Here is a 21,572-nt window from a genome sequence, read left to right on the forward strand (position 1 = left end):
CGACCGCTGTTCCCTACCCATGCGGTTCACTCACGAGGACGCCTTTCTTCGGCTTCTCCATGACCACCATCATGGCGCTCTGTGGGGCCGGACCTGTCCTCGGCCTCCGCACGCCCCCCGCCGAGCACCGCACCGGACCGGTGACGCGCCTCGACGCACGTACGGTCCAGGCGGGCGCGGGCCCCGGCCCGTGCCGTAGGCGGTCTCCAGTTCGCTTCCGGCTCCTCCCTTCTGGCCTCCGTATCCGGGGGCCGGTCCGTAGCCGTGTGGGACGCGGCCGACGGGAAACCCGCGCTCGTCCGCCGGACCACCGATCTCAAGGCGCGCGTGCGCGCCGTCGTTCTGTTCCGGTACGGCGATATCCTCGTCGCAGCCACCGAGGAGTTGAGGTTTTAGGTCTTCTCGGTGGAGATCCCAGTGGGCGAGACCCAGCTCCTACCCGGGGTGGAGTGGGTGCGCTCAATTGCCAGAACGGGCGACGGCACCGTGATCGCAGGCTGCGATCACGGTGCCGTCCGCGTCCGGACCGTGGGGAGGAGCTGGCTCAGGACCCTGGCCGGCGGCTCCAACACCGCGTGGTCCACGCAGTTCGCGGTCGGCGGACGCACCGCCGTGGTCGGTGAGGGGGCCGGTGGCGTCGACGTCAGCGACACCACCGGCCGCGACGGTCAGTCGGAAGCTGCCGGCGGCCCATGCACGGCTTTCGAGCTGACGACAGGCGAGGTACTGGTGGGCAGTGCGGCCGGGGGCGTGACCCTGAGGATCATGGATACGTGAGCGAGAACCGAAGGGCTTGGACACCATGACAGAGAAGACCTCCCGTGGCTCGGGCGATGTGGCCGGCGCGCCGGTCATTCTGAGCAACGAGCCCGGCTCGTTCGCCTGGGGCGTTCTGGCCAAGCGCCACCCCGCGCTCATCCGACAGGTACGAGACGCCTTCCCGTACAGTCGCCGACAGCACGAGGCCCTCGACGCCCTGCTGGACGAGATCACCAACGGCGTGATCGAGCCGCTGGGTCCCTCGGAGCACGACTACGAGCGCTGGACGGACTGGGGGCGGGAGTACGTTGGACGCTCGTGGTACGACGCCCCGTTCCTGTGGGCGGAGAGCTACTTCTACCGCAGGCTGCTCGGTGCGGTCGGGTACTTCGGCAGCGGGCCGTGGCAGGGAGTGGATCCCTTCGCGCCGTTCAAGCAGGCCGAACTGCGAGGTGAGGCGGTGGAGGAGGAGCTGCGGGCCCTGGACGCGTTCGCGAGCGTTCCATCTCATGAGCGGGCAACGGCGCTGCTGCACGCCTCGCTCTGGGGCAACCGCGCGGACCTCGGCTTCAGCATCTCGGCGGGGGAGCCGGGAACAAGTGACGCCGTGGCCTCTGCGCTGGTCGCCGACGACAGCGCCACGCTGTGGCAGCTCCTGCCCGCCGACACCTCGGCCACCGTAGCCGTGGTGGCCGACAACGCGGGACGTGAACTGATTCCCGACCTCGTTCTCATCGACCACCTCCTCGAACACGGGAATGCCGGGCGGGTCGTGCTGCACGTCAAGCCCTACCCGTACTACGTCTCCGACGCGATGACGGCGGACGTGGTCGACTGCCTTCGGCGCCTCACCCAGGCGCCCGGCGAAGCCGGCCGGATCGGCGGCCGACTCTGGAAGGCCATGGCGGTCGGAACCCTGGAGGTCCGCACCCACCCGTTCTTCTGCGCTCCGCTGCCCTACGAGGAGATGCCCGAGGACCTTCGCGGCGAGTTCGCGAGCGCCACGCTCACCGTCCTGAAGGGCGATCTCAACTACCGCCGCCTCGTGGGCGACCAGCTGCGGCACCCCACGGCGCCCTTCGCCGATCTCACCGCGTACTTTCCAGGGGCCGTCGTGACGCTCCGGACCCTGAAGTCCGACGTCACCGTCGGCCTGGAGCAGGAGACCGTGGATGCTCTCGAACTGGACGGGGAAGCCTGGCGTACGAGTGGGACGCACGCGCTGATTCAGGTGCGGCGGTAGGGAGTCTTCGTGACGACCGAGGCCCAGAGACCAGTCGCCGCTGCCGTCGTCGTTCAGGGCGAGCGAGTCCTGTTCGTGCGCCGACGTGTGGCGGAAGGCACACTCTCATGGCAGTTTCCGGCCGGGGAGATCGAACCCGAGGAGACTCCACGGGAAGCCGCAGCGCGTGAGACCGAGGAAGAGACCGGGCTCCTGGTGGTGCCACAGAGTGTGCTGGGACAACGGGTGCACCCCATGACAGGCCGGGAGATCCACTACATCGCATGCCGCCCCGTCGGCGGCCGGGCGGTCGTGGCAAGTGCTGATGAGGTGGCAGGCCTGGCCTGGGCCACGTACGGCGAGATCCCGCAGTACGTGCCGTACGGGCTGTTCGAGCCGGTGCAGGACTACCTCGAGGGGGCTCTGCTCCCGTGAACTCCGTCGGGTCAGCATTCCGGAGGCGTGAGGTGCGCGTTGTCGTTGTCGGGGCTGGGGCGGCAGGGCTCACCAACGCCGTCGTGCTCGCCGAGGCTGGAGCCTCGGCGCACGTGATCGCCGAGCAGGTGCCGGACGCCTCGCCGGCGGCCGGGGCGATGTGAGGACCGTACCCGGGTCGAGCCGAGGGGCAAGGCCGACCAGTGGGGACGACGGTCCTTGGAGGTCTTCCGCCGGCTTGCAGAGGACCCTTCGGTGGGGGGTCAGGCTCACCAGCGGTACCGAGGCGTCCCGCACGGCCGAGTCACCACCTGACTGGGCCACCACTCCGCCTGCCTTCCGACCGTGCGAGCCGGCCGAACTGCCGACCGGGTTCTCGGTTGGCTACCGGTTCACCGTGCCACTGATCGACACGTCCACTTGCCTTGGCTACCTCTTGCGCCGGCTCGATCCTCCTGGAGGAACAGCCGAGCGGCGACTCCTGGCCTCGCTCGGGACGCCGTCCCGGCCCCTGTGATCGTCAACTGTGCGGGCCCCGGTGCCAAGAAGCCGGTCCCGGAGTCTGATCTTCGGCCCATCCGCGACCAGCACGTCGTTGTCACCGGCCCCGGGCTGATCGGGTTCTTCTCCCCCGAGGACACCGGCCTCTCCCCAGACCTGCTGTGCTTCTGTCCCCACGGTGACCCAGTCGTCCTGGGCGGCACTGCCATCGACGGCGAATCCGATCCCGTCTCCGAAGACAAAGCGGCGGCCGGCATTCTGGCCCGCTGCGTCGAGGGCGACCCTCGCCTTGCCGAGGCCCACTTTCTGGAGCACCGGGCCGGTGTCCGGCCGACCCGGGGTTGTAAAACGTTCGGTGTAACTCCCGATCGCGGAAAATGCATCGATGAGCAATAACGTGACCGAGGCCGAGACTGTCGAGCTGTATGAGGCGGTGTCGTCGAAGTCCATGGACGACCGGCTGATCGACGAACCCGTGGGCCGGGCTCAGGCCGAGGGCCTGCAGTTGACCGGCGAAGGCGGCTGCTCCAGCAGCTGACGAAGCGGCTACTGGAGTCCGTTTTCGCGGGCGAGATCACCGACCACCGCTGCGATCAGGCGCTGGAAAACGCTGGACCGTGCTACCTGTACGCCCCCGGTTCAGCCGCCGGACTCGCCCGCGTGCGGGCTCAGCACACCGGCTCCCACCAGCACGAACAGCAGGATGCCGAGCAGGATCCGGTAGATCACGAACGGCATGAAGCTCTTGGTGGTGATGAACTTCATGAACCACGCGATGACCGCGTATCCGACCGCGAAGGCGATGACCGTGGCGAAGATCGTCGGTCCCCAGGACACATGCCCCTCACCGGCGTCCTTCAGCTCGAAGACACCCGAGGCCAGCACCGCCGGAACGGCCAGCAGGAAGGAGTAACGGGCGGCCGCCTCACGGGTGTAGCCCATGAGCAGACCACCGCTGATCGTGGCCCCCGAGCGGGAGACGCCCGGGATCAGGGCCATCGCCTGGCAGAAACCGAAGATCAGGCCGTCCCTGACGCCCAGTTCCTTCAGCGACTTCCGCTCCCGGATCGCGCGGTGCCTGCCGCCCGCCTCGTCGCGGGCCGCGAGGCGGTCGGCGACACCGAGCACGACGCCCATGCCGATCAGCGTGGTGGCGATCAGCCGCAGATCCCGGAACGGACCCTCGATCTGGTCCTTGAACGTCACCCCGAGCACCCCGATGGGAATCGACCCGATGATGACCAGCCAGCCCATCTTCGCGTCGTGGTCACCACGCATCGAACGGTCGGTCAGCGACCGGAACCACGCCGAGAGGATCCTGCCGATGTCCTTGCGGAAGTAGATCAGGACCGCGGCCTCGGTGCCGATCTGCGTGATGGCGGTGAACGCCGCCCCAGGGTCCTGCCAGCCGGCGAACGCGGCGGTCAGCCGCAGATGCGCACTGGAGGAGATCGGCAGGAACTCGGTCAGTCCCTGAACGAGGCCCAGGACGAATGATTCGAACCAGCTCATGGGGCGTCGGCCATCCCGGAGGTGTTCGTGCAACGGCCGACGGACACGAAGCCCGTCAGCGGTGTGCGGATCTGGTCAGAAAAGAGGACAGGACGGCATGGTCCCGGACATCCTCTGTCGGTCGCGCGCAGCGTATCGCCTGGAGATGAACAGAACCCGTCTGCCCCCGGCTACGCGGCCGGGTCGCCGGCCGCCGCCAGCCGGTGGCGCCTGCGCCAGGCGACCAGAGCCGCGCCGGCTCCCGACAGCACGATGAAACCCATCGCGGCCAGGAACACCGGAGACGTCGGCGAGGACGCCTCACTGCCCGCCACGACGTACGCCGCCGTGTTCGGGACCGAGCCGATACCGGTCGCCAGCAGGAACGGCGGGCAGCCCATCCGGGACGTCGCGGCACAGTAGTTGGCCGCGGCGAACGGTACCCCCGGGAAGAGCCGCAGGGCGAGCATCGAACGGAAGCCGTGCCGGCTCAGCAGCCCGTCGGCCGCCTTCAGGTACTTACCGCGCAGCAGCGTACGCAGGGCGTCCTGGCCGAGCACCCGGCCCAGCATGAAGGAGACACCGGCCCCCAGCACCGTGCCCGCTATCGCCGCCGCAAGCCCCGCCTGCGTACCGAACAGCGCTCCGGCGGCCAGGTTCAGCAGCGGACGCGGCACGAACGCCACGGTGCACACGCCGTAGGCGAGGGCGAACAGCGCCACCGCGGCCGAGCCGGTGAGCTGGGGTGGCCAGCCGGACGCCAGCAGCCGCTGTGGTTCGAACAGCAGCATCGTGACGGCGGCGGCCAGCAACACGGCCACCAACAGGGAGAACCGGGACCACGGGGAGAGCAGCAGCCGGGTGCAGCGCACTGCCAGGCCGCCGGCGGGCCGGGCGGCGGGGACGGGCTCGAACATTTGGGGAGAGTAACCGAAACAGGTGTGTGATCGCCGTAATGCGCACCGCATGAACGCCCCGGCGCAGCCCGCCCCGCCGTACCGGACAGCGCGCTCGTCGACACCGTGCCGCACCGCCTGCGGCTTCGTCGAAAGCACCCGGCAGCGGCTGCCACCGCTCTCCGTGCGCGAGGCGACCAAGAGGACATCGGCTGAACCGCCCTGCCGGGCCGTCATCCAAAACCGTTCGACACCGGTGCGGTCCCCGGACATGATCTGACACATGTTCCGGCACACCTTCCTCGCAGCGCGGTCCGCAGTCGCGGACGCGCCGAAGGCTGCCGTGAACCCCGCGACCACCGCGGCAGCGGCCGCGATCACGGCAGCGGCCGGCGCGGCGTCCGCCGCTGCCGCCGCGCCCGCAGGCGGCGCCCGAAGCTGACCCTCCCCCGACAGTCCGGCGGACCCCGCAAGGGGAGGGTCGGCAGGGCCCCGGGGTCCACACACCCAGCTTCGGAACCGAGGAACGAGCCATGTCCAAGACGGCATACGTACGCACCAAGCCGCACCTCAACATCGGCACCATGGGTCACGTCGACCACGGCAAGACCACCCTGACGGCCGCCATCACCAAGGTCCTGAGCGACCGCGGCACCGGCGCCTTCGTCCCGTTCGACCGCATCGACCGGGCGCCGGAGGAGGCGCGGCGGGGCATCACCATCAACATCGCGCATGTCGAGTACGAGACCGACACCCGTCACTACGCGCACGTCGACATGCCCGGACACGCCGACTACATCAAGAACATGGTGACCGGCGCGGCGCAGCTCGACGGGGCGATCCTGGTCGTGTCCGCGCTCGACGGGATCATGCCGCAGACCGCCGAGCACGTGCTGCTGGCCCGTCAGGTCGGCGTCGACCACATCGTGGTGGCCCTGAACAAGGCCGACGCGGGCGACCCCGAGCTGACCGACCTGGTCGAGCTGGAGGTCCGCGAGCTGCTGTCCGCACACGGCTACGGTGGCGACACCGTGCCCGTCGTGCGGGTCTCCGGCCTCGGCGCGCTGGAGGGCGACCCCCGCTGGACGGCGGCCGTCGAAGGACTGCTGGACGCCGTCGACACCTACGTACCGATGCCGGTGCGCTACACCGACGCGCCGTTCCTGCTGTCCGTGGAGAACGTGCTCACCATCACCGGCCGCGGCACCGTCGTGACCGGAGCCGTCGAGCGCGGCACCGTCCGGGCCGGCGACCGGGTGGTGGTGCACGGTGCGGACACCGAGACGGTCGTCACCGGTCTGGAGACCTTCGGCAAGCCGATGGAGTCGGCCGAGGCCGGTGACAACGTCGCACTGCTGCTGCGCGGGGTCGAGCGCGACCGGGTCCGCCGCGGCCATGTGGTGGCGGCCCCCGGGAGCGTCACACCGAGCCGCCGGTTCACCGCGCAGGTGTACGTGCTGTCGGCGGCGGAGGGCGGCCGCACCACACCGGTCGCCACCGGTTACCGGCCGCAGTTCTACATCCGTACGGCGGACGTCGTCGGGGACGTGGACCTCGGCGGGACGGCGGTCGCGCGCCCCGGCGACACGGTCACCATGACCGTCGAGCTCGGCCGGGACGTCCCTCTGGAGGCCGGGCTGGGCTTCGCGATCCGTGAGGGCGGCCGGACCGTCGGCGCCGGCACGGTCACGGAGCTGCTCTGACGGGGCGTCACCACACAGCGGGCCCGTTCCCCGGTGCCACCGGGGAACGGGCCCGCGCGTCCGGAACACCCCCGGGCACAGGGAACAATGGGGGTGTGAACGAGTCGATACCCGTCATCCGCGCCACCGACCACGGCACCGCACGGCTGCTGCCCGACGTGGACCGCGAGCGGGCCTGGCTGCTCACCGTCGACGACGCCCCCCAGTCCTACGTCGACCTCGACGAACCGGGGCACCTGGAGTTCGAGTACGCCCGGCGCCTCGCCCACGTCGTGGACACGGCGGCGCCCGCGGGGGACCCGCTGGACGTCCTGCACCTCGGCGGCGGGGCGCTCACACTGCCCCGGTACGTCGCCGCCACCCGCCCCGGTTCCCGGCAGGAGGTCGCCGAGGCGGACGGCGGCCTGATCGAACTCGTCGGCGAACACCTGCCGCTGCCGGAGCGGGCGGCGATCACCGTGCACGCCGCCGACGCCCGCGACTGGCTGGAACAGGCGCCGGACGGCTCGGCCGACCTGCTCGTCGCCGACGTCTTCGGCGGGGCCCGGGTGCCGGCACGGCTGACGTCCGTCGACTACGCGCGAACCGCCGCACGTGTCCTGCGGAAAGGAGGGATCTACGCCGCCAACCTCGCCGACGCGGCCCCCTTCGCCTTCCTGCGCACCCAGCTGGCCAATTTCGCCGAGGTGTTCGACGACCTGGCCCTGATCGCCGAGCCGGCCGTCCTGCGCGGCAGACGCTTCGGCAACATCGTCCTCCTCGCCGCACACCTCCCCCTCGACACCGCGCCGCTGACCCGGCTCTGCGCTGCCGACGCCTTCCCCGCCCGGGTGGCGCACGGTGACGCGCTCACCCGGCTGAGGGCCGGCGCGCGGCCCGTGCGGGACGAGGACGCCGTCCCCTCACCCGAGCCGCCCGACGGCGCCTTCTGCCTCGGCTGATCCCGGAACGGGCCGCGGCACGGCGACGGGGGCCCCGGACGGCGCCGGATGCCCGGGGCCGCGGCGCGTCAGATTGCGTACGTCGGGCACGAACAGCACACCCGCGGTGACCACCAGGATCAGCGCGGCGCACCCCCACAGCGCCTGGCTGCGGCCGACGAGCGACTCCACCGGCCCGGCGGCCGCGGTGGCCAGCGGGACCATGGCGACCGAGCCGAACCAGTCGTACGCCGACACCCGCGACAGCTTGTCCTCCGGGATCTCCTGGTGCAGCGCCGTCATCCAGGAGACGCCGAACACCTCGATCGAGATCCCGGTCACGAACATCACCCCGCACAGCACGGCGGCCGGCACCGGAACGGCGAGACTCGCGGACGGAAGGGCCAGCGGGAACACGCACAGGGTCCCCGCCAGCAGCAGCCTGCGGGGCTTCCAGCGCATCATCAGCAGCGCGCCGAGCAGTGTGCCGACCCCGAACGCGGCGAGGGCGAAGCCCCAGGGCCGGGCACCGCCGAGTTCGTCCCGGGCGACCAGGGGCCCGTATACCGCCTCGGCGGCTCCGACGACGGCCACGACCACGGAGAACTGGAGCACGACCGCCCAGAGCCAGGGCCGGCCCGCGACCTCCCGCCAGCCCTCCCGCAGATCGGCGAGCAGGCCCGCGCCGGGCACGCGCCCGGGGATGTGGCTCACGTCGAGGAAGGCCCGCAGCGCGCCCGCGACGGCGAACGCCGCCGCGTCGACCGCCAGGACCCAGCCCGGGTCCATGGCCGCGATCATCGCCCCGCCGAGCGCCGCCCCGCCGATGGCGGCCCCGTGCATCGACATGCGGAAGAAGGCGAAGGCCTTGGCGGCCTGCTCGCCGTCGACGCTGGACAGCAGCATGCCCTCGGCCGCCGGGTTGAAGAAGGCCTGCCCGGTGCCGCACAGGGCGGTCAGCAGCATCATCTGCCAGAGCCGGGCGTCACCGGTCAGGACCAGCCACGCGAACACCGCCTGCGAGACGCAGTTCAGGGCGTTGGCCGCCACCATCACCCGGTGGCGTGGCAGCCGGTCGGCCACCGCACCACCGATCAGCAGGAAGAGCACGAGCGGCGCGGTGCGGGCGGCCGCGACCAGCCCCACATCGCCCGCGTCACCGCCCGACTCCAGAACCGCGAACGCCGCCGCGATCAGTGCTCCGTGGGTGCCCAGACCCGTGATGATCGCGGCGGCGGTCAGCAGACCGTAATTGCGGCCGGCGCGCGGAGTGCGGGTGCCGTCGGTGGGGGAGGGTTTCGCGGATCTCACCAGGGGACTATCGCCGCCAGGGCCCCGCCGTGCCAAACGGGACGGACCGAGGGGGCCGCGCCGGCCGGACCGCGACCGGCCCCCGTCGGGTCAGGACGTGCTCTCCGCCAGGCGTACCGTGCTGAGGATCTTCTGGATCGTGGTGTCCGGGAGCTCGTCGTCCACCCCGGCCGCGGCGTACAGGATCCAGGACGCGTACTCGCCCTTGGCGTTCTTGAAGCCGAAGGAGATCGCCTTGCCGTCGGTGTCGCACTTGTTCTTCTTGGCCAGCTCACCGGCGGTGGCGGTCGCGACGCTGCCGGACAGACCCGACTTCGTGGTGTACGGCTCGGCCTTGCCGACCTTGACCTTCCCCTTGGCGTCCTCCTGGGCGTAGGCGGCCCACACCCAGGTCTCGGCGTTGGCCACCGCGACCTCGTCGGTGCTCTTCGCCCCCTGCGCGCCCTTGGTCCCGACCCCCGCCAGACCGGTGTCCTCCTTGGAGCCGTCCTTGTCGACGTCGTCCACGCACCACTTGCTCTTGTAGTAAGCCGGTGCGGAGAACACGACGGCCGGCTTCCCCGTCGGGTTCTTGGCGTCCTCGAAACCGGAGAGCATCCCGGTCCCGGCGACCTCCCAGTCACCCGGTACGTCGAACTGCGTGCCCCACTTGGGGTTCGTCACGACCTTCCAGCCGGGGACGGTCGGCTCGGCGTCCTCGCCGCCCCGCGGGTTCGCGGCGGGGGAGGAGGGGGCGCTCTCGGACGGCTCCGCGGACGGCGACGCCTTCTTGCCGTCCGCGTGGTCCGAGCCTCCCCCGGCGTCGTCCTTGCCCAGGACGACGACACCGGTCACCACGGCGGCGACGACGACCGCGGTCGCGGCGACGACCGCCACGATCGCGGTCTTCTTCCTGTCGTCCGGCGGCCGCGGCCCACCGGGCGGGCCCGGCGCGGCGTACTGCGTCACCGTGGGCTGCTGGTACGGGTTGGGCTGCGGGTACCCCGGCTGCCCCTGCGGATACCCGGGCTGTCCCTGCGGGTACCCGGACTGTCCGGGCTGCCCCTGCTGGTACCCCGGCTGCTGGTACGGGTTCGGCTGCTGGTACCCCGGCTGCTGGTACGGATTCGGATTCTGGTCCTGCGGGTTCTGCTCGCCCCCGGGCGGCTGCTGTCCTGGCCACATGGCCAGTAACCATAGAGGGGCGGGGGCTGGTACTGCTACGGCCGCCCCCCCCGCGCGGACGGCCGGGGAGCGGGCCGGGGCCGGCGGTGCGGCGGAGGGCCGGGGACGGCCGGGGAACGGGGAGGAGGGGATGGCCAAGGAACCCTACTCACAAGTAACATCCCGGCATGAGCACTGAAGAGATGACGGTCGGCGAGATGCTGACCGCGAGCGTCCCGATGGTCCGCACCCTGAAGCTGGAATACCTGGAGACGACCGCGGAGCGGGCCGTCCTCGCGCTTCCGGACCAGCCCGAGTACCGCAACCACGTGGGGGGACCGCACGCCGGTGCGATGTTCACCCTGGCCGAGTCCGCGAGCGGTGCGATCGTCATCGCCGCTTTCGGTGACCAGATGTCCAGGGCGGTCCCGCTCCCCGTCACCACGGAGATGGCCTTCAAGAAGATCGCCAAGGGCCCTCTGACCGCGACCGCCACCCTGGGCCGGCCGGTGGCCGACGTCGTCGCCGAACTGGACGAGGGCAAGCGGCCGGAGTTCCCGGTGGGCGTCGAGATACGCCGCGAGGACGGCGCTGTGACCAGCGAGATGACCGTCGTCTGGACCCTCCGCCCCCACAGCTGACCCGGCGGGAAGCGGCACCGCGACCGGGTCCGGGCTCCCTCGCGCGGGGGCCGGAAACGGGTGCCGCGCGAGGGCGCGGCGCCGTCCGCGGCCACGGGACGGGTAGGCTGCCCGCCGTGCACCACGCGTGGTGCACGGCAGCACATGTCTCACGGGAGGAACCGGCCTTGCACGTCCAGGAGTGGCTCGAGACCGTACCGGCGGTCAGCATCTACCTCCTGGTGGGGATCGTCATCGGGCTGGAGAGTCTGGGCATCCCGCTGCCGGGCGAGATCATCCTCGTCAGCTCCGCGCTCCTCGCCTCCCAGCACGGCGACATCGACCCGGTGGTCCTCGGTGCCTGCGCTTCGGCGGGGGCGGTGATCGGCGACTCCATCGGTTACGCCATCGGCCGGAAGGGCGGGCGCCCGCTGCTGGCCTGGCTCGGCGGCAAGTTCCCCAGACACTTCGGCCCCGCACAGATCGCCATGGCCGAGCGCTCCTTCGAGAAGTGGGGCATGTGGGCCGTGTTCTTCGGCCGCTTCGTCGCCCTGCTGCGGATCTTCGCCGGCCCGCTGGCCGGTGTGCTGCGCATGCCGTACTGGAAGTTCCTGACCGCCAACGTGCTCGGCGGGATCCTCTGGGCCGGCGGGACCACGGCCGTCATCTACTCGGTGGGTGTCGTCGCCGAGGCGTGGCTCAAGCGCTTCTCGTGGCTGGGGCTGCTGCTCGCCGTACTCATCGGCCTGGCGTCGATGCTGGTGCTGAGGAACCGGGCGAAGAAGGCGGGGGAAGGAACGGCGCCCGACTCGTCGCCGTCGCCCTCTCCGTCCCAGCCGCCCCAGCCGGGCGCGGTGGCCGCGGGCGACTGAGCCGGGGGCCGGGGAGCCGGGAGCTGCGGCGCGGGGGCCGTGGTGCGGGCCACCAGGGTCTGTGCCCCGGGGCCCGTGGTCCGGAGGCGCGGGGTCCCGGGGCCCGGGGACGGTCCGTCCGCACCGGCCGGCGGTCAGGCTCCGTGCGCCTCGCGGTGTGCTTTCGCCAGCTCCACGTAGCCCGCCGCGTTGAACGCGATGCCCTCGCGCTCCTCCGCCGTGAGCTCCCGCTTGACCCTGGCCGGCACCCCGGCGACGAGTGACCCCGGCGGCACCTGCATGCCCTGCGGTACCAGCGCCTGTGCGGCGATGAGCGAACCGGCTCCGATGCGCGCTCCGTTGAGCACCGTGGCCCCCATGCCGACCAGCACGTCGTCCTCGATCACACAGCCGTGCAGGACGGCGTTGTGGCCGACCGACACCCGCGCGCCCACGGACAGCGGGAAGCCGGGGTCGGTGTGCACGCTGCAGTTGTCCTGGATGTTGCTGTCCGGTCCGAGCGAGATCGGCCCGCAGTCGGCCCTGAGCACCGCCTGGTACCAGACGCTCGAACCGGAAGCCAGGGACACCTCACCGATCACGACGGCGGTCGGTGCCACGAACGCGTCCGCGTCGACGGCCGGTTCCTTGCCGCCGATGCCGGTGATCAACGCCTTCTCTGCCATCGCCTGCTCCTTCGTCACCGGGTGGCAGCGCTGTCCTGCCTGGGTTCCCTGGATCAGAGGAACCGTAAGCGACCGCCTCCGGGGCCCAGGGGCCAGGGTCCAGGAGGCGGGGTGTGGCGGGTGAGGTGTGGGGTGAACATCACAGTCTGTGCCGGGGATCGGCCCGGTCCCGGCCTATTACGGTGATCGGGTGCCGAAGAACAGAAACACGTTCTCATCCTTTGCCCCCTGGCGGCGTCGGCTCCTGTCCCGGGCCGTCCACCGGGGCTGGGCGTGGGTGCAGGCGACCGGCGCGGTCACCGCGCAGCACCCGGGGCGGTTGCGGTTCCGCCGTATCGGCACGGGAACCCGCCTCGCCTTCCCGCAGGGCACCGTGTTCGGGGAACCGTGGATCGAACTCGGCGACCACTGCATCATCGGTGAGCAGGTGACGCTCACCGCGGGCCTGATGCCCGATCTGGACCTGGGGACCGAGCCGATCCTGACCCTGGGGGACGGCGTCGTCCTGGGCCGCGGCAGCCACATCGTGGCCGACACCACCGTCACGATCGGCTCGCAGACGTACTGCGGACCGTACGTCTACGTCACCTCCACCAACCACAGCTACGACGATCCGCACGAGCCCGTCGGCAAGCAGTGGCCGCGGATGGAGCCGGTGGCGATCGGTCCGGGCTGCTGGATAGGGACGGGCGCGGTGATACTCCCCGGAGCCAGACTCGGCCGCAACGTGGTGGTCGCCGCCGGTGCCGTCGTCCGCGGGACGGTACCCGACCACGCCGTGGTGGCGGGGGCACCCGCCCGGGTCGTGCGGAGCTGGGACCCGGAGAAGGGGTGGCAACCGCCGCTGCGCACACCGGCTCCGGTGCCGATCCCCGACGGGGTCACCCCCGAGCAACTGCTGGCCGTGGCGGATCTGCCGGAACACCTGCACGGGCGGACCGGCTGACCTCGCGTCACCGACGGCCCGGCACCGGCATGGACCGGGCGGCCCGGCACCGGCATGGACCGGGTCTGACCCGAGGGCCTGATCCAGGGGCCGGCCGCAGGCCGGACCGGAACCGGTCCGGTCCGTGGTGCCTGCCCGGGTGCGTATGCACCGGTGCGTCCGCCCGGACGCGTATGTGCCCGGGTGCACGGCGTCCGGGCATGTGCCGCCGGGGTCCGGGCCCCCTGCACCGCGAGCGTGCCCTCAGGGCCGGCGGCGGTGGGATCCGAGCCATACCGTGGCGAAATCCACGGCGGCGCGCAGCCGGAACAGCCGGCACCGGGCCGCGGCCACCTGGCCGGTACGCACGGCTCCGGCGCCGGCTCCTGCCACGTCCGTGTGCTCGAAGGCGTGGCCCAAGGCCGCGAAGTCACCGTCGTCGAGCTCGATGTCCTCGTACTCCCACCACTGGCGCCGCCCCTGCCGGGTCACCACGCAGCGGTACCGGCGGCGGGGCGGGTCGGGCAGGCGGTACTCGGCGAGGTGGAACGCCGTACAGGTGTCGAACCCCGTGCCCAGCAACAGGACCTGGGCATCGGCCTCGTACAGCCGGGCCAGGGGGGAGTCCTCGCCGAGATGGCAGTCGGGGCGGTGACCGGCCGTCAGCCTCGCCGCCTCCCGGCCGACCGCGGCGAACGAGGTCTGCGGGTGCGCACTGCGCAGGGCACCGGGCAGAAGCCGCACCGTCTCGGCGAGCAGACCCATGCCGTGGGCGGGCGACGCCGCCCGGTCGAACGGAGGCATCGCCGCCCGCACCGCCGCCCGCGCCCCCTCGTCCAGCCCGCGCACCCGGTCCAGATAGGAGCGTGAGGTGTCGGAGTTCTCCGGGGTGAAGGCCGGAACGACCAGGGTGCCGTCCGCTCCGACCGCCTGGGTGAGCGCGTCCGCCATCGCACCGGCGTCCGTTCCCGCCGCACGCATCGAGGCGTGCACGAGCAGCACACCGCCCCGCTCCACCCCCAGCTCGGACAACCGGGCGGTGATGGGCCCACCCTTGACGAGGCGCTGTGTCACAGCGGACATTGTCCCTGCCCGGAGGCGGGAGCGGTACCACGCCTTCGCGCAGGGGGAGCGCTCCTCAGCCGGTGAGCCTGGGTATTTCGATGGCCGGGCAGCGGTCCATCACCATGTCCAGTCCGGCGGCGCGCGTCCGTTCGTACGCCGCCTCGTCGAGCACGCCCAGCTGGAACCAGACCGCCTTCGCGCCGGCCGCCACCGCCTCGTCCGCGACGCTGCCCGCGAGCTCGCTGTTGACGAAGACATCGACCACATCGACCGGGAAGGGGATGTCGGCCAGCGAGGCGTACCCCTGCTCCCCGTGCACCGGCAGGGCCTTCGGGTGCACGGGGACGACCTTCTTGCCGAAGCGCTGCAGGACCTCCGCGACTCCGTACGCCGCCCGTGAGCGGTTGTCGGACAGGCCGACCACGGCCCAGGTGTCGCCGGTGTCCTGAAGAATCCTGCGGATCGTCTCATCGTCTGCGTACATGCCTGGTCAACGGAGCGCGGCCGCCGACCATTCCCCACGGGAGAGTGAACACGGACGGATGGAAGGTGACGGCGGCGGGCGGCATAGGGTGGCGGGATGCAGGAGCAGTACCTGACCGTCGCCCGCGCGGGCGTGCACGAGACCGAGATCAACCGGTCCCGCTTCCTCTGCGCACTGGCCCCCGCCGCCACCGAGGAGGAGGCGCAGGCCTTCGTCGCGCGCGTCCGCGCGGAACACCCCACCGCCACCCACAACTGCTTCGCGTACGTGATCGGCGCGGGCGCCTCCGTGCAGAAGGCCAGCGACGACGGGGAACCGGGCGGGACCGCCGGGGTGCCCATGCTGCAGATGCTGCTGCGCCGGGAGGTGCGGTACGCGGTCGCCGTGGTGACCCGCTACTACGGTGGGATCAAGCTCGGCGCGGGCGGGCTCATCCGCGCCTACGGGGGAGCGGTCGGTGAGGCGCTCGACGCGCTGGGCACCATCACCCGGCGGCGGTTCAGGCTGGCCACCGTCACGGTGGACCACCAGCGCGCCGGCAAGCTGGAGAACGATCTGCGGGCCACCGGCCATACCGTGCGCGACGTGCGGTACGCGGAACTGGTGACCTTCGAGATCGGTCTGCCCGATGCCGACGTGGAGGGCTTCAGGGCCTGGCTGGCCGATGCCACCGCGGGCGCGGCGGTCTTCGAACCGGGCGGGGAGGCGTACGGCGACGCCTGAGGCCCACGCGGCCGCGGCCGGCCCCTGTCCACCGGGCCCGTCCGTCCCGGTCGGAGCGCCGGTGCGGAACAGGGGGAACGGGACGGCCCCCGGGCCCCGGCGGATATCGTAGGGGCGCCGGACCGCCGTCCCGGTGCACGTGACGGTCGCCGGTTCGTGCTGGTTCCGGGAGCAGGGTGAGGGGAAAATGCGGGTCGGAGCGTTGCTTTGAGGATCCTGCACACCTCCGACTGGCACCTGGGACGGTCCTTCCACCGGGTCCCCCTGCTCGACGCGCAGGCCGCCTACCTCGACCACCTCGTGGAGACGGTGGCCCGGCGGGAGGCCGACGCGGTCGTCGTCGCCGGTGACGTGTACGACCGCGCGGTGCCGTCGCTGGCCGCCGTGCGGCTCTTCGACGACGCGCTGCACCGGCTCGCGGCCGCCGGTGTGCCGACCGTGATGATCTCCGGCAACCACGACTCTGCCCGCAGGCTCGGCGTCGGCGCCGGACTCATCGCACGGGCCGGGATCCATCTGCGCACCGACCCGGCGGACTGCGCCATGCCCGTCGTCCTGCCGGACGCCCACGGGGACGTGGCCTTCTACGGGCTCCCCTACCTGGAGCCCGCGCTGGTCCGGGACACCCTCGGCGCGACCGGGACCGGACACGAAGCAGTCCTCACCGCGGCCATGGACCGGGTACGGGCCGATCTCGCGGGCCGCCCCGCCGGCACCCGCTCCGTCGTCCTGGCCCACGCGTTCGTGGCGGGCGGGGAGCCCAGCGACAGCGAACGCGACATCACCGTCGGCGGGGTCGCGGCCGTCCCCGCCGGGGTCTTCGACGGCGTCGACTACGTGGCGCTCGGGCATCTGCACGGCTGCCAGACGGTCACCGACCGGGTGCGCTACTCCGGCTCGCCGCTCGCCTACTCCTTCTCCGAGCACGTCCACCGCAAGAGCATGTGGCTCGTCGACCTCGGACCCGCCGGGGAACTCGCGGCCGAGCGCGTCGACTGCCCGGTCCCGCGCCCCCTCGCCCGGCTGCGCGGCCGCCTCGGCACGCTGCTGGAGGACCCGGCCCTGGAGAAGCACCGGGAGGCGTGGGTCGAGGCCACCCTCACCGACCCCGTCCGGCCCGAGGAGCCGATGGCCCGGCTCACCGCACGTTTCCCGCACACCCTCGCCCTGGTCCTCGAACCCGAACGGTCCCCCGAGGACCCCCTCGCCTCCTACGCGCAGCGGCTCGGCGGACGTGACGACCAGCAGATCGCGGAGGACTTCGTGGCGCACGTGCGCGGCGGAAGCGGCCCCAGCGAACAGGAGCGGACCGTGCTGCGGTCGGCCCTCGACGACGTACGGGTGAACGACTCGGTGAACGAGGTGCCCCGTTGAGGCTCCACAAGCTCACCGTCACCGCGTTCGGGCCCTTCGGCACGACCCAGGAGGTCGACTTCGACACGCTGTCGTCGGCCGGGCTCTTCCTGCTCCACGGGCCGACCGGCGCGGGCAAGACCAGTGTCCTGGACGCCGTCTGCTACGCCCTGTACGGAACGGTGCCCGGCGCCCGGCAGAGCCCCGGCACCACCCTGCGCAGTGACCACGCACCCGCGGACCTGCCCACCGAGGTGCGCCTGGAGCTGACCGTCGGAGGCCGCCGCCTCGACGTGACCCGGCGGCCCGCCCAGCCGCGCCCCAAGAAGAGGGGCGGAGGCTTCACCACGGAGAAGGCGCAGAGCTGGTTGCGCGAACACCGTCCCGAGGACGGCTGGCGGGCCCTCAGCCGCTCCCACCAGGAGATAGGGGAGGAGATCTCCCAGCTCATCGGGATGAGCCGGGACCAGTTCTGCCAGGTGGTGCTGCTGCCGCAGGGGGACTTCGCCCGTTTCCTGCGCGCGGACGCCGAAGCGCGGGGCAAGCTGCTCGGCAGGCTGTTCGACACCCGTAGGTTCGCGGCCGTGGAGGAGCGGCTCGCCGAACTGCGCCGCGGGGCCGAGGCGCGGGTGAGAGCGGCCGACGAGCAGATCCTCGCCCTGGCCCAGCGCATCGCCCAGGCGGCCGGACCGGCGGCCGCGGACACCGCGTTCCCCGAGGACCGGGCCGGTGAACCAGGGCTGGCCGAGGGAGTGCTCGCCTGGGCCGCCGTCGCCCGCGCCGGTGCCCGCGAACGCCTCGGCATCGCCCGCTCGGCACTGGCCGCCGCCCGGACGCGGCACACCTCGGCCCTGCGCGCCCTCGAAGCCGAACGTGAACTGGCCCGGCTCCAGCAACGCCACGAGGAGACCCGCCGAAGGGCCGCCGGCCTGGAGGAGCGCCGTGCGGAGCGGGACCGCTGCCACCAGCGGCTCGCGCACGCCCGGAAGGCCGACCTGGTCGCGCCCGCACTCGAACTGCGTGACGCGGCCGAACAGGCCCACCGTGCGGCGGGCGCCGCCCGCGAGCACACCCGGGCCCTCCTTCCCCCCGGACTGGCCGACGCGGGTGCCGAACAGCTGGCGGTACGGGAACGGGAGCTCAGGGCCCGGCTGGGCACGCTCGACGCGGCCCGCCGGGCCGAGCGCCGCAGCAAGGAGATCGACACCGAACGCGTCGGTCTCGAACGGCAGTCCAGGGCCGATGACGAACTGATCCGGGAGGCCGACGACTGGCTGGCCGGCTGGGACACCGTGCGGGCGGAACTGCGCCGCCGCGTCGAGACGGCGCAGGACGCCGCGACCCGTGCGGAGCAGCTCGCCGGGCAGCTCGCCCCCGCGCGCAGAAGGCTGGAAGCCGCCCGCAGGCGCGACGCACTGACCGGGCAGGTGGAACGCGCCGCGGCGGACCTGACCGCCGCCCGCGAGGACGCCGTACGGGCCCACGAGAACTGGCTGGGGCTCCGCGAACTGCGGTTGCGGGGCATCGCCGCCGAACTGGCCGCCCGGCTCGTCGACGGTCAGGCGTGCACCGTGTGCGGCTCCGCCGATCACCCCGAGCCCGCCCGCGCGGACGAAGGACACGTGGACCGGGCCACCGAGGAGGCGGCGCTTGCCACGCACCGGAGAGCGGACGACGCCCGGGGGGCGGCGGAACGGACACTGGACGTACTGCGCGAACGCCTGGCCAGGGCACGGGACGAGGTGGCCGAGGCGGGTACCGGGGAAGCCGGGGGCACCGGGGCGGTGAGCGCGGCCGATCCGGCCGGTACCGGCGGCCGGACAGCGGGCCGGGCGGGGTCCCGTCCGGCCCCGGGAGAACAGCCGGGTGCCGAACGGCCACACGGTGAAGCGACGCACGGTGAACAGACACGTGGCGAACAGGCATGCCGCGAACGGGTATGCGACGAACGGGCGGACGGCAGTGGTGCCGCCACGGTGACCGTCCCCGAACTCGAGGCCGCCGTCGCACGGCTGACCCGGGAACACGCCGAGGCCCACCGGCTGGCGGCCGGCACGCACACGGCCAGGGAAGCGCTGGCCGCGGCGGAACGCGAGCACCTGGAGCGGCTGGAGGACCGGCAGCAGGCCGAGCGCCGGGCCGCCGGACGGATCTCGCACCGCGAAGCGCTCGACCGGGAGCAGGGCGCACTGGAGGACGAGCTGGCGCGGGCCCGAGGAGAATCGGAGTCGGTGGCCGCCCACGCCGCCCTGCTCGAACGGAGGGCCGCGCTGCTCGCCGACGCGGCGGAGGCGCTGCGCGCCGAACAACGGGCGGCCCGGCAGCGCAAGGAGGCCGACGGGCGGCTTGCCGACGCGGCCTTCCGCGCGGGCTTCGACACCCCGCAGGACGCCGCCGCGGCGCTCCTGGACAGCGCCGCCCAGCGCGAACTCCAGCGCGAGGCCGACGCCTGGCAGGCTGAGGCGGCCGCCGTCGCGGAACGGCTCGCGGAGGCGGACGCCGCCGCGGCGGCCGAACAGCCGCCGGCCGCCCCGGACGTCGCGCAAGCCGCGTACGACCTGGCTGAGCGGCGGCTGCGCGAACACATGACCGCGCTCGCCACCGCCCAGGAGCGCTGCACCGAACTCGACAGGCTCTCTCGCCGTACGACGGACGAGGTGCGCGCGCTGGGGCCGCTGCGCCAGGAACACACCCGGGTGGCCCGTCTCGCCGGACTGACCGCGGGAACCTCGGCCGACAACGAACGCAAGATGCGGCTGGAGGCCTATGTGCTGGCCGCCCGCCTCGAACAGGTGGCCGCCGCGGCGACGGCCCGCCTCCAGCGGATGTCCTCGGGCCGCTACACCCTGGTCCACTCCGACGCGCGGACCGGGAGCCGCCGGGCCGGGCTCGGCCTGCACGTCGTCGACTCCTGGACGGGCCGCGAACGCGACACGGCGACCCTGTCCGGCGGGGAGACGTTCTTCGCCTCACTGGCCCTGGCGCTCGGCCTCGCCGACGTCGTGACGGACGAGACGGGCGGGGTGCGCCTGGACACGCTCTTCATCGACGAGGGCTTCGGCAGCCTGGACGACCAGACCCTGGACGAGGTCCTCGACGTCCTGGACTCCCTGCGGGAACGCGACCGGAGCGTCGGTATCGTCAGTCACGTCCCCGACCTGCGCCGCCGGATCCCCGCCCAGCTCGAGGTGGTGAAGGAGCGGGACGGCTCGGTGGTACGCCACCGGGTCGCCGGCCAGGTCAGCGGCTGATCGCACGCCGGGGGAGCGGAGAGCTGTACACCACGCTGGTGGTCACGGAGCCCAGCCCTCCGATGCGCCCCGTCACCTCCTCCAGATGACGCATCGACCGGGCGGTCACCTTCAGGATGAAGCAGTCGTCCCCGGTCACATGGTGCGCCTCGATGATCTCCGGTGTGCTGTCCACCAGATCGTGGAACGGCTTGTAGTTGCCGGTCGGATAGCGCAGCCGCACCAGGGCCAGGATCGGCAGCCCCAGCCGCTCCGGGTCGACCACCGCGGCGTAACCGCTGATCACCCCTGCCTCCTCCAGCCGGCGCACCCGCTCGGTCACCGCGCTCGGGGACATCGCGACGGCGCGCGCCAGTTCCGCGAAAGTGGCACGTCCGTCGCGTTGCAGGACATCCAGGATGCGCCAGTCGGTGGCGTCCGGGGAATAGTCGGTCATGGGAACAGACAACAGGGAAAACAGCGCCGGATCAAGCGATGTGGCGTGGATCTCGACTTCCGGGCCGGGTTCGACGGCCATAGATTTTCGGCCATGAACTCACAGCCCCTTGCCGCAGACTCCCAGCCCACTGCCACGGCCCCCCAGCCCTCTGCCACGGACCCCCGGCCCCTTGCCACGGACCCCCGGCTTCTCGCCGTGGACTCCCCCGCGGCGCAGCCCCCCAGCGAGCGGCCCGTCTCCCCGCGTCCCCTCACCGCGCGGCCTGCCGCCGGCCCGTCTTCGACGCCGTCCGCCGCCACCGGCCCGTCCACCGCCGGCAACCCGGTGCTGCGTGTCCCCCCGGCTGATCCGGCGGTGGCCGCCGCGTACTTCAGCGCGTCGCTCGCGTTCCACGCCGACGTCTCCGACGTGGCGGGCGTCCTGGCCGGCGGGGACGAACCCGGGTTCGTCGTCGTGGACTCCCGCTCCACCGCCGCCTGGGAGCAGGGGCACGTCCCCGGCGCGGTGCACCTGCCGACCGCCCTCGTCGCCGAGCAGGCCGCAGCCCTCCTCGACCCCGCGGTCCCCGTGATCACCTACTGCTGGGGGCCGGGCTGCAACGGGGCGACCCGCTCGGCGCTCGCCCTCGCCGGACTGGGCTACCAGGTCAAGGAGATGCTCGGCGGCTTCGAGTACTGGGTGCGCGAAGGTTTCGGTTTCGAGTCGCGGCACGGACGCGAGCGCCGCGTCCCCGACCCGCTCACCGCACCGGAGGACGCCGAGGACTGCGGCTGCTGAAACCGGTGGCCGGACCC

22 protein-coding genes and 1 pseudogene are annotated in these 21,572 nt (G+C 72.4%); 15 read left to right on the forward strand and 8 right to left on the reverse strand.

Features of this window, described 5'->3' with window-relative positions; translation table 11 throughout:
* Nucleotides 1-417: 417 nt before the first annotated feature.
* The 6 genes and pseudogenes from CP967_RS29975 to CP967_RS29995 form a co-directional block, all read left to right on the forward strand.
* The gene (locus CP967_RS29975) at nt 418-777 is read left to right on the forward strand and encodes a hypothetical protein (protein WP_150490970.1); all 360 of its coding nucleotides are present in this window, start codon (nt 418-420) and stop codon (nt 775-777) included.
* A gap of 25 nt (nt 778-802) precedes the next feature.
* Nucleotides 803-2,002 (forward strand): damage-control phosphatase ARMT1 family protein, encoded by a 1,200-nt coding sequence (locus CP967_RS29980; protein WP_150490971.1) that lies wholly within the window; start codon nt 803-805, stop codon nt 2,000-2,002.
* A 9-nt stretch (nt 2,003-2,011) separates the two neighbouring features.
* Entirely contained in the window at nt 2,012-2,416 is a 405-nt protein-coding gene (locus CP967_RS29985; protein ID WP_150490972.1) for an NUDIX hydrolase, read from the forward strand.
* 32 nt (nt 2,417-2,448) lie between these two features.
* Nucleotides 2,449-2,580, forward strand: a complete 132-nt coding sequence (locus tag CP967_RS35285) for an FAD-dependent monooxygenase (protein ID WP_308436092.1) — start codon at nt 2,449-2,451, stop codon at nt 2,578-2,580.
* A gap of 349 nt (nt 2,581-2,929) precedes the next feature.
* Complete coding sequence (locus CP967_RS35540; RefSeq protein ID WP_308436093.1) at nt 2,930-3,313, forward strand: FAD-dependent oxidoreductase; 384 nt, start codon at nt 2,930-2,932, stop codon at nt 3,311-3,313.
* A pseudogene (locus CP967_RS29995) lies at nt 3,303-3,502 on the forward strand (IS256 family transposase); the annotation flags it as partial. The gene CP967_RS35540 and the pseudogene CP967_RS29995, both read left to right, overlap by 11 nt.
* A gap of 54 nt (nt 3,503-3,556) precedes the next feature.
* Here the strand turns inward: CP967_RS29995 and CP967_RS30000 are convergent.
* Nucleotides 3,557-4,429, reverse strand: coding sequence for an undecaprenyl-diphosphate phosphatase (locus tag CP967_RS30000; RefSeq protein WP_150490973.1), 873 nt, complete (start codon nt 4,427-4,429; stop codon nt 3,557-3,559).
* Nucleotides 4,430-4,599: 170 nt separating this feature from the next.
* A complete protein-coding gene (locus tag CP967_RS30005; protein ID WP_150490974.1) occupies nt 4,600-5,325 on the reverse strand; it encodes a TVP38/TMEM64 family protein in 726 nt (241 codons plus the stop codon).
* A gap of 512 nt (nt 5,326-5,837) precedes the next feature.
* Between CP967_RS30005 and tuf the strand changes: the two genes are divergently transcribed.
* On the forward strand, nt 5,838-7,007 hold the full coding sequence (gene tuf, locus CP967_RS30010) for an elongation factor Tu (RefSeq protein ID WP_150490975.1): 1,170 nt from the start codon (nt 5,838-5,840) through the stop codon (nt 7,005-7,007).
* A gap of 95 nt (nt 7,008-7,102) precedes the next feature.
* A complete protein-coding gene (locus CP967_RS30015) occupies nt 7,103-7,948 on the forward strand; it encodes a spermidine synthase (protein ID WP_150490976.1) in 846 nt (281 codons plus the stop codon).
* Here CP967_RS30015 and CP967_RS30020 read toward each other — a convergent pair.
* Nucleotides 7,910-9,238, reverse strand: coding sequence for an MFS transporter (locus tag CP967_RS30020; RefSeq protein ID WP_150490977.1), 1,329 nt, complete (start codon nt 9,236-9,238; stop codon nt 7,910-7,912). The genes CP967_RS30015 and CP967_RS30020 overlap by 39 nt on opposite strands.
* Before the next feature lie 90 nt (nt 9,239-9,328).
* Nucleotides 9,329-10,402 (reverse strand): DUF8017 domain-containing protein, encoded by a 1,074-nt coding sequence (locus tag CP967_RS30025; RefSeq protein WP_150490978.1) that lies wholly within the window; start codon nt 10,400-10,402, stop codon nt 9,329-9,331.
* Nucleotides 10,403-10,584: 182 nt separating this feature from the next.
* On the opposite strand from CP967_RS30025, the gene CP967_RS30030 reads away from it, so the two are divergent.
* Nucleotides 10,585-11,022 (forward strand): DUF4442 domain-containing protein, encoded by a 438-nt coding sequence (locus CP967_RS30030; RefSeq protein WP_150492109.1) that lies wholly within the window; start codon nt 10,585-10,587, stop codon nt 11,020-11,022.
* A gap of 167 nt (nt 11,023-11,189) precedes the next feature.
* On the forward strand, nt 11,190-11,873 hold the full coding sequence (locus CP967_RS30035; protein WP_150490979.1) for a DedA family protein: 684 nt from the start codon (nt 11,190-11,192) through the stop codon (nt 11,871-11,873).
* 134 nt (nt 11,874-12,007) lie between these two features.
* Here the strand turns inward: CP967_RS30035 and CP967_RS30040 are convergent, their stop codons facing one another.
* The gene (locus CP967_RS30040) at nt 12,008-12,538 is read right to left on the reverse strand and encodes a gamma carbonic anhydrase family protein (RefSeq protein WP_150490980.1); all 531 of its coding nucleotides are present in this window, start codon (nt 12,536-12,538) and stop codon (nt 12,008-12,010) included.
* A gap of 190 nt (nt 12,539-12,728) precedes the next feature.
* Here CP967_RS30040 and CP967_RS30045 point away from each other — a divergent pair, with 190 nt between their 5' ends.
* Entirely contained in the window at nt 12,729-13,484 is a 756-nt protein-coding gene (locus CP967_RS30045; protein ID WP_150490981.1) for an acyltransferase, read from the forward strand.
* A gap of 243 nt (nt 13,485-13,727) precedes the next feature.
* Here the strand turns inward: CP967_RS30045 and CP967_RS30050 are convergent, their stop codons facing one another.
* Nucleotides 13,728-14,546, reverse strand: a complete 819-nt coding sequence (locus tag CP967_RS30050) for an AAC(3) family N-acetyltransferase (protein WP_150490982.1) — start codon at nt 14,544-14,546, stop codon at nt 13,728-13,730.
* Between the two features lie 55 nt (nt 14,547-14,601).
* The gene (locus CP967_RS30055; protein ID WP_150490983.1) at nt 14,602-15,012 is read right to left on the reverse strand and encodes a CoA-binding protein; all 411 of its coding nucleotides are present in this window, start codon (nt 15,010-15,012) and stop codon (nt 14,602-14,604) included.
* Between the two features lie 96 nt (nt 15,013-15,108).
* Between CP967_RS30055 and CP967_RS30060 the strand changes: the two genes are divergently transcribed.
* The 3 genes from CP967_RS30060 to CP967_RS30070 all read left to right on the forward strand — a co-directional run bounded on the left by CP967_RS30060 (nt 15,109) and on the right by CP967_RS30070 (nt 20,339).
* Entirely contained in the window at nt 15,109-15,735 is a 627-nt protein-coding gene (locus tag CP967_RS30060) for a YigZ family protein (RefSeq protein ID WP_150490984.1), read from the forward strand.
* Nucleotides 15,736-15,942: 207 nt separating this feature from the next.
* Entirely contained in the window at nt 15,943-17,109 is a 1,167-nt protein-coding gene (locus CP967_RS30065) for an exonuclease SbcCD subunit D (protein WP_150490985.1), read from the forward strand.
* Nucleotides 17,106-20,339 carry an AAA family ATPase gene (locus tag CP967_RS30070; protein WP_150490986.1) on the forward strand — a complete coding sequence of 1,078 codons (3,234 nt, stop codon included), beginning with the start codon at nt 17,106-17,108 and terminating at the stop codon, nt 20,337-20,339. The genes CP967_RS30065 and CP967_RS30070 overlap by 4 nt, the downstream gene beginning before the upstream one ends.
* Here CP967_RS30070 and CP967_RS30075 read toward each other — a convergent pair.
* On the reverse strand, nt 20,329-20,775 hold the full coding sequence (locus tag CP967_RS30075; protein WP_150490987.1) for an Lrp/AsnC family transcriptional regulator: 447 nt from the start codon (nt 20,773-20,775) through the stop codon (nt 20,329-20,331). The genes CP967_RS30070 and CP967_RS30075 overlap by 11 nt on opposite strands.
* A 327-nt stretch (nt 20,776-21,102) precedes the next feature.
* On the opposite strand from CP967_RS30075, the gene CP967_RS30080 reads away from it, so the two are divergent.
* Complete coding sequence (locus tag CP967_RS30080) at nt 21,103-21,555, forward strand: rhodanese-like domain-containing protein (protein ID WP_150492110.1); 453 nt, start codon at nt 21,103-21,105, stop codon at nt 21,553-21,555.
* Nucleotides 21,556-21,572: the final 17 nt, after the last annotated feature.

It is taken from the genome of Streptomyces nitrosporeus, assembly GCF_008704555.1.
Taxonomy (GTDB): domain Bacteria; phylum Actinomycetota; class Actinomycetes; order Streptomycetales; family Streptomycetaceae; genus Streptomyces; species Streptomyces nitrosporeus.

Coding starts and splice junctions, on each gene's coding strand:
- CP967_RS29980 (WP_150490971.1), top strand. CDS start 803: ATGACAGAGAAGACCTCCCGTGGCTCGGGCGATGTGGCCGGCGCGCCG.
- CP967_RS30000 (WP_150490973.1), bottom strand. CDS start 4,429: ATGAGCTGGTTCGAATCATTCGTCCTGGGCCTCGTTCAGGGACTGACC.
- CP967_RS30005 (WP_150490974.1), bottom strand. CDS start 5,325: ATGTTCGAGCCCGTCCCCGCCGCCCGGCCCGCCGGCGGCCTGGCAGTG.
- tuf (WP_150490975.1), top strand. CDS start 5,838: ATGTCCAAGACGGCATACGTACGCACCAAGCCGCACCTCAACATCGGC.
- CP967_RS30025 (WP_150490978.1), bottom strand. CDS start 10,402: ATGTGGCCAGGACAGCAGCCGCCCGGGGGCGAGCAGAACCCGCAGGAC.
- CP967_RS30030 (WP_150492109.1), top strand. CDS start 10,585: ATGACGGTCGGCGAGATGCTGACCGCGAGCGTCCCGATGGTCCGCACC.
- CP967_RS30040 (WP_150490980.1), bottom strand. CDS start 12,538: ATGGCAGAGAAGGCGTTGATCACCGGCATCGGCGGCAAGGAACCGGCC.
- CP967_RS30050 (WP_150490982.1), bottom strand. CDS start 14,546: ATGTCCGCTGTGACACAGCGCCTCGTCAAGGGTGGGCCCATCACCGCC.
- CP967_RS30055 (WP_150490983.1), bottom strand. CDS start 15,012: ATGTACGCAGACGATGAGACGATCCGCAGGATTCTTCAGGACACCGGC.
- CP967_RS30060 (WP_150490984.1), top strand. CDS start 15,109: ATGCAGGAGCAGTACCTGACCGTCGCCCGCGCGGGCGTGCACGAGACC.
- CP967_RS30075 (WP_150490987.1), bottom strand. CDS start 20,775: ATGACCGACTATTCCCCGGACGCCACCGACTGGCGCATCCTGGATGTC.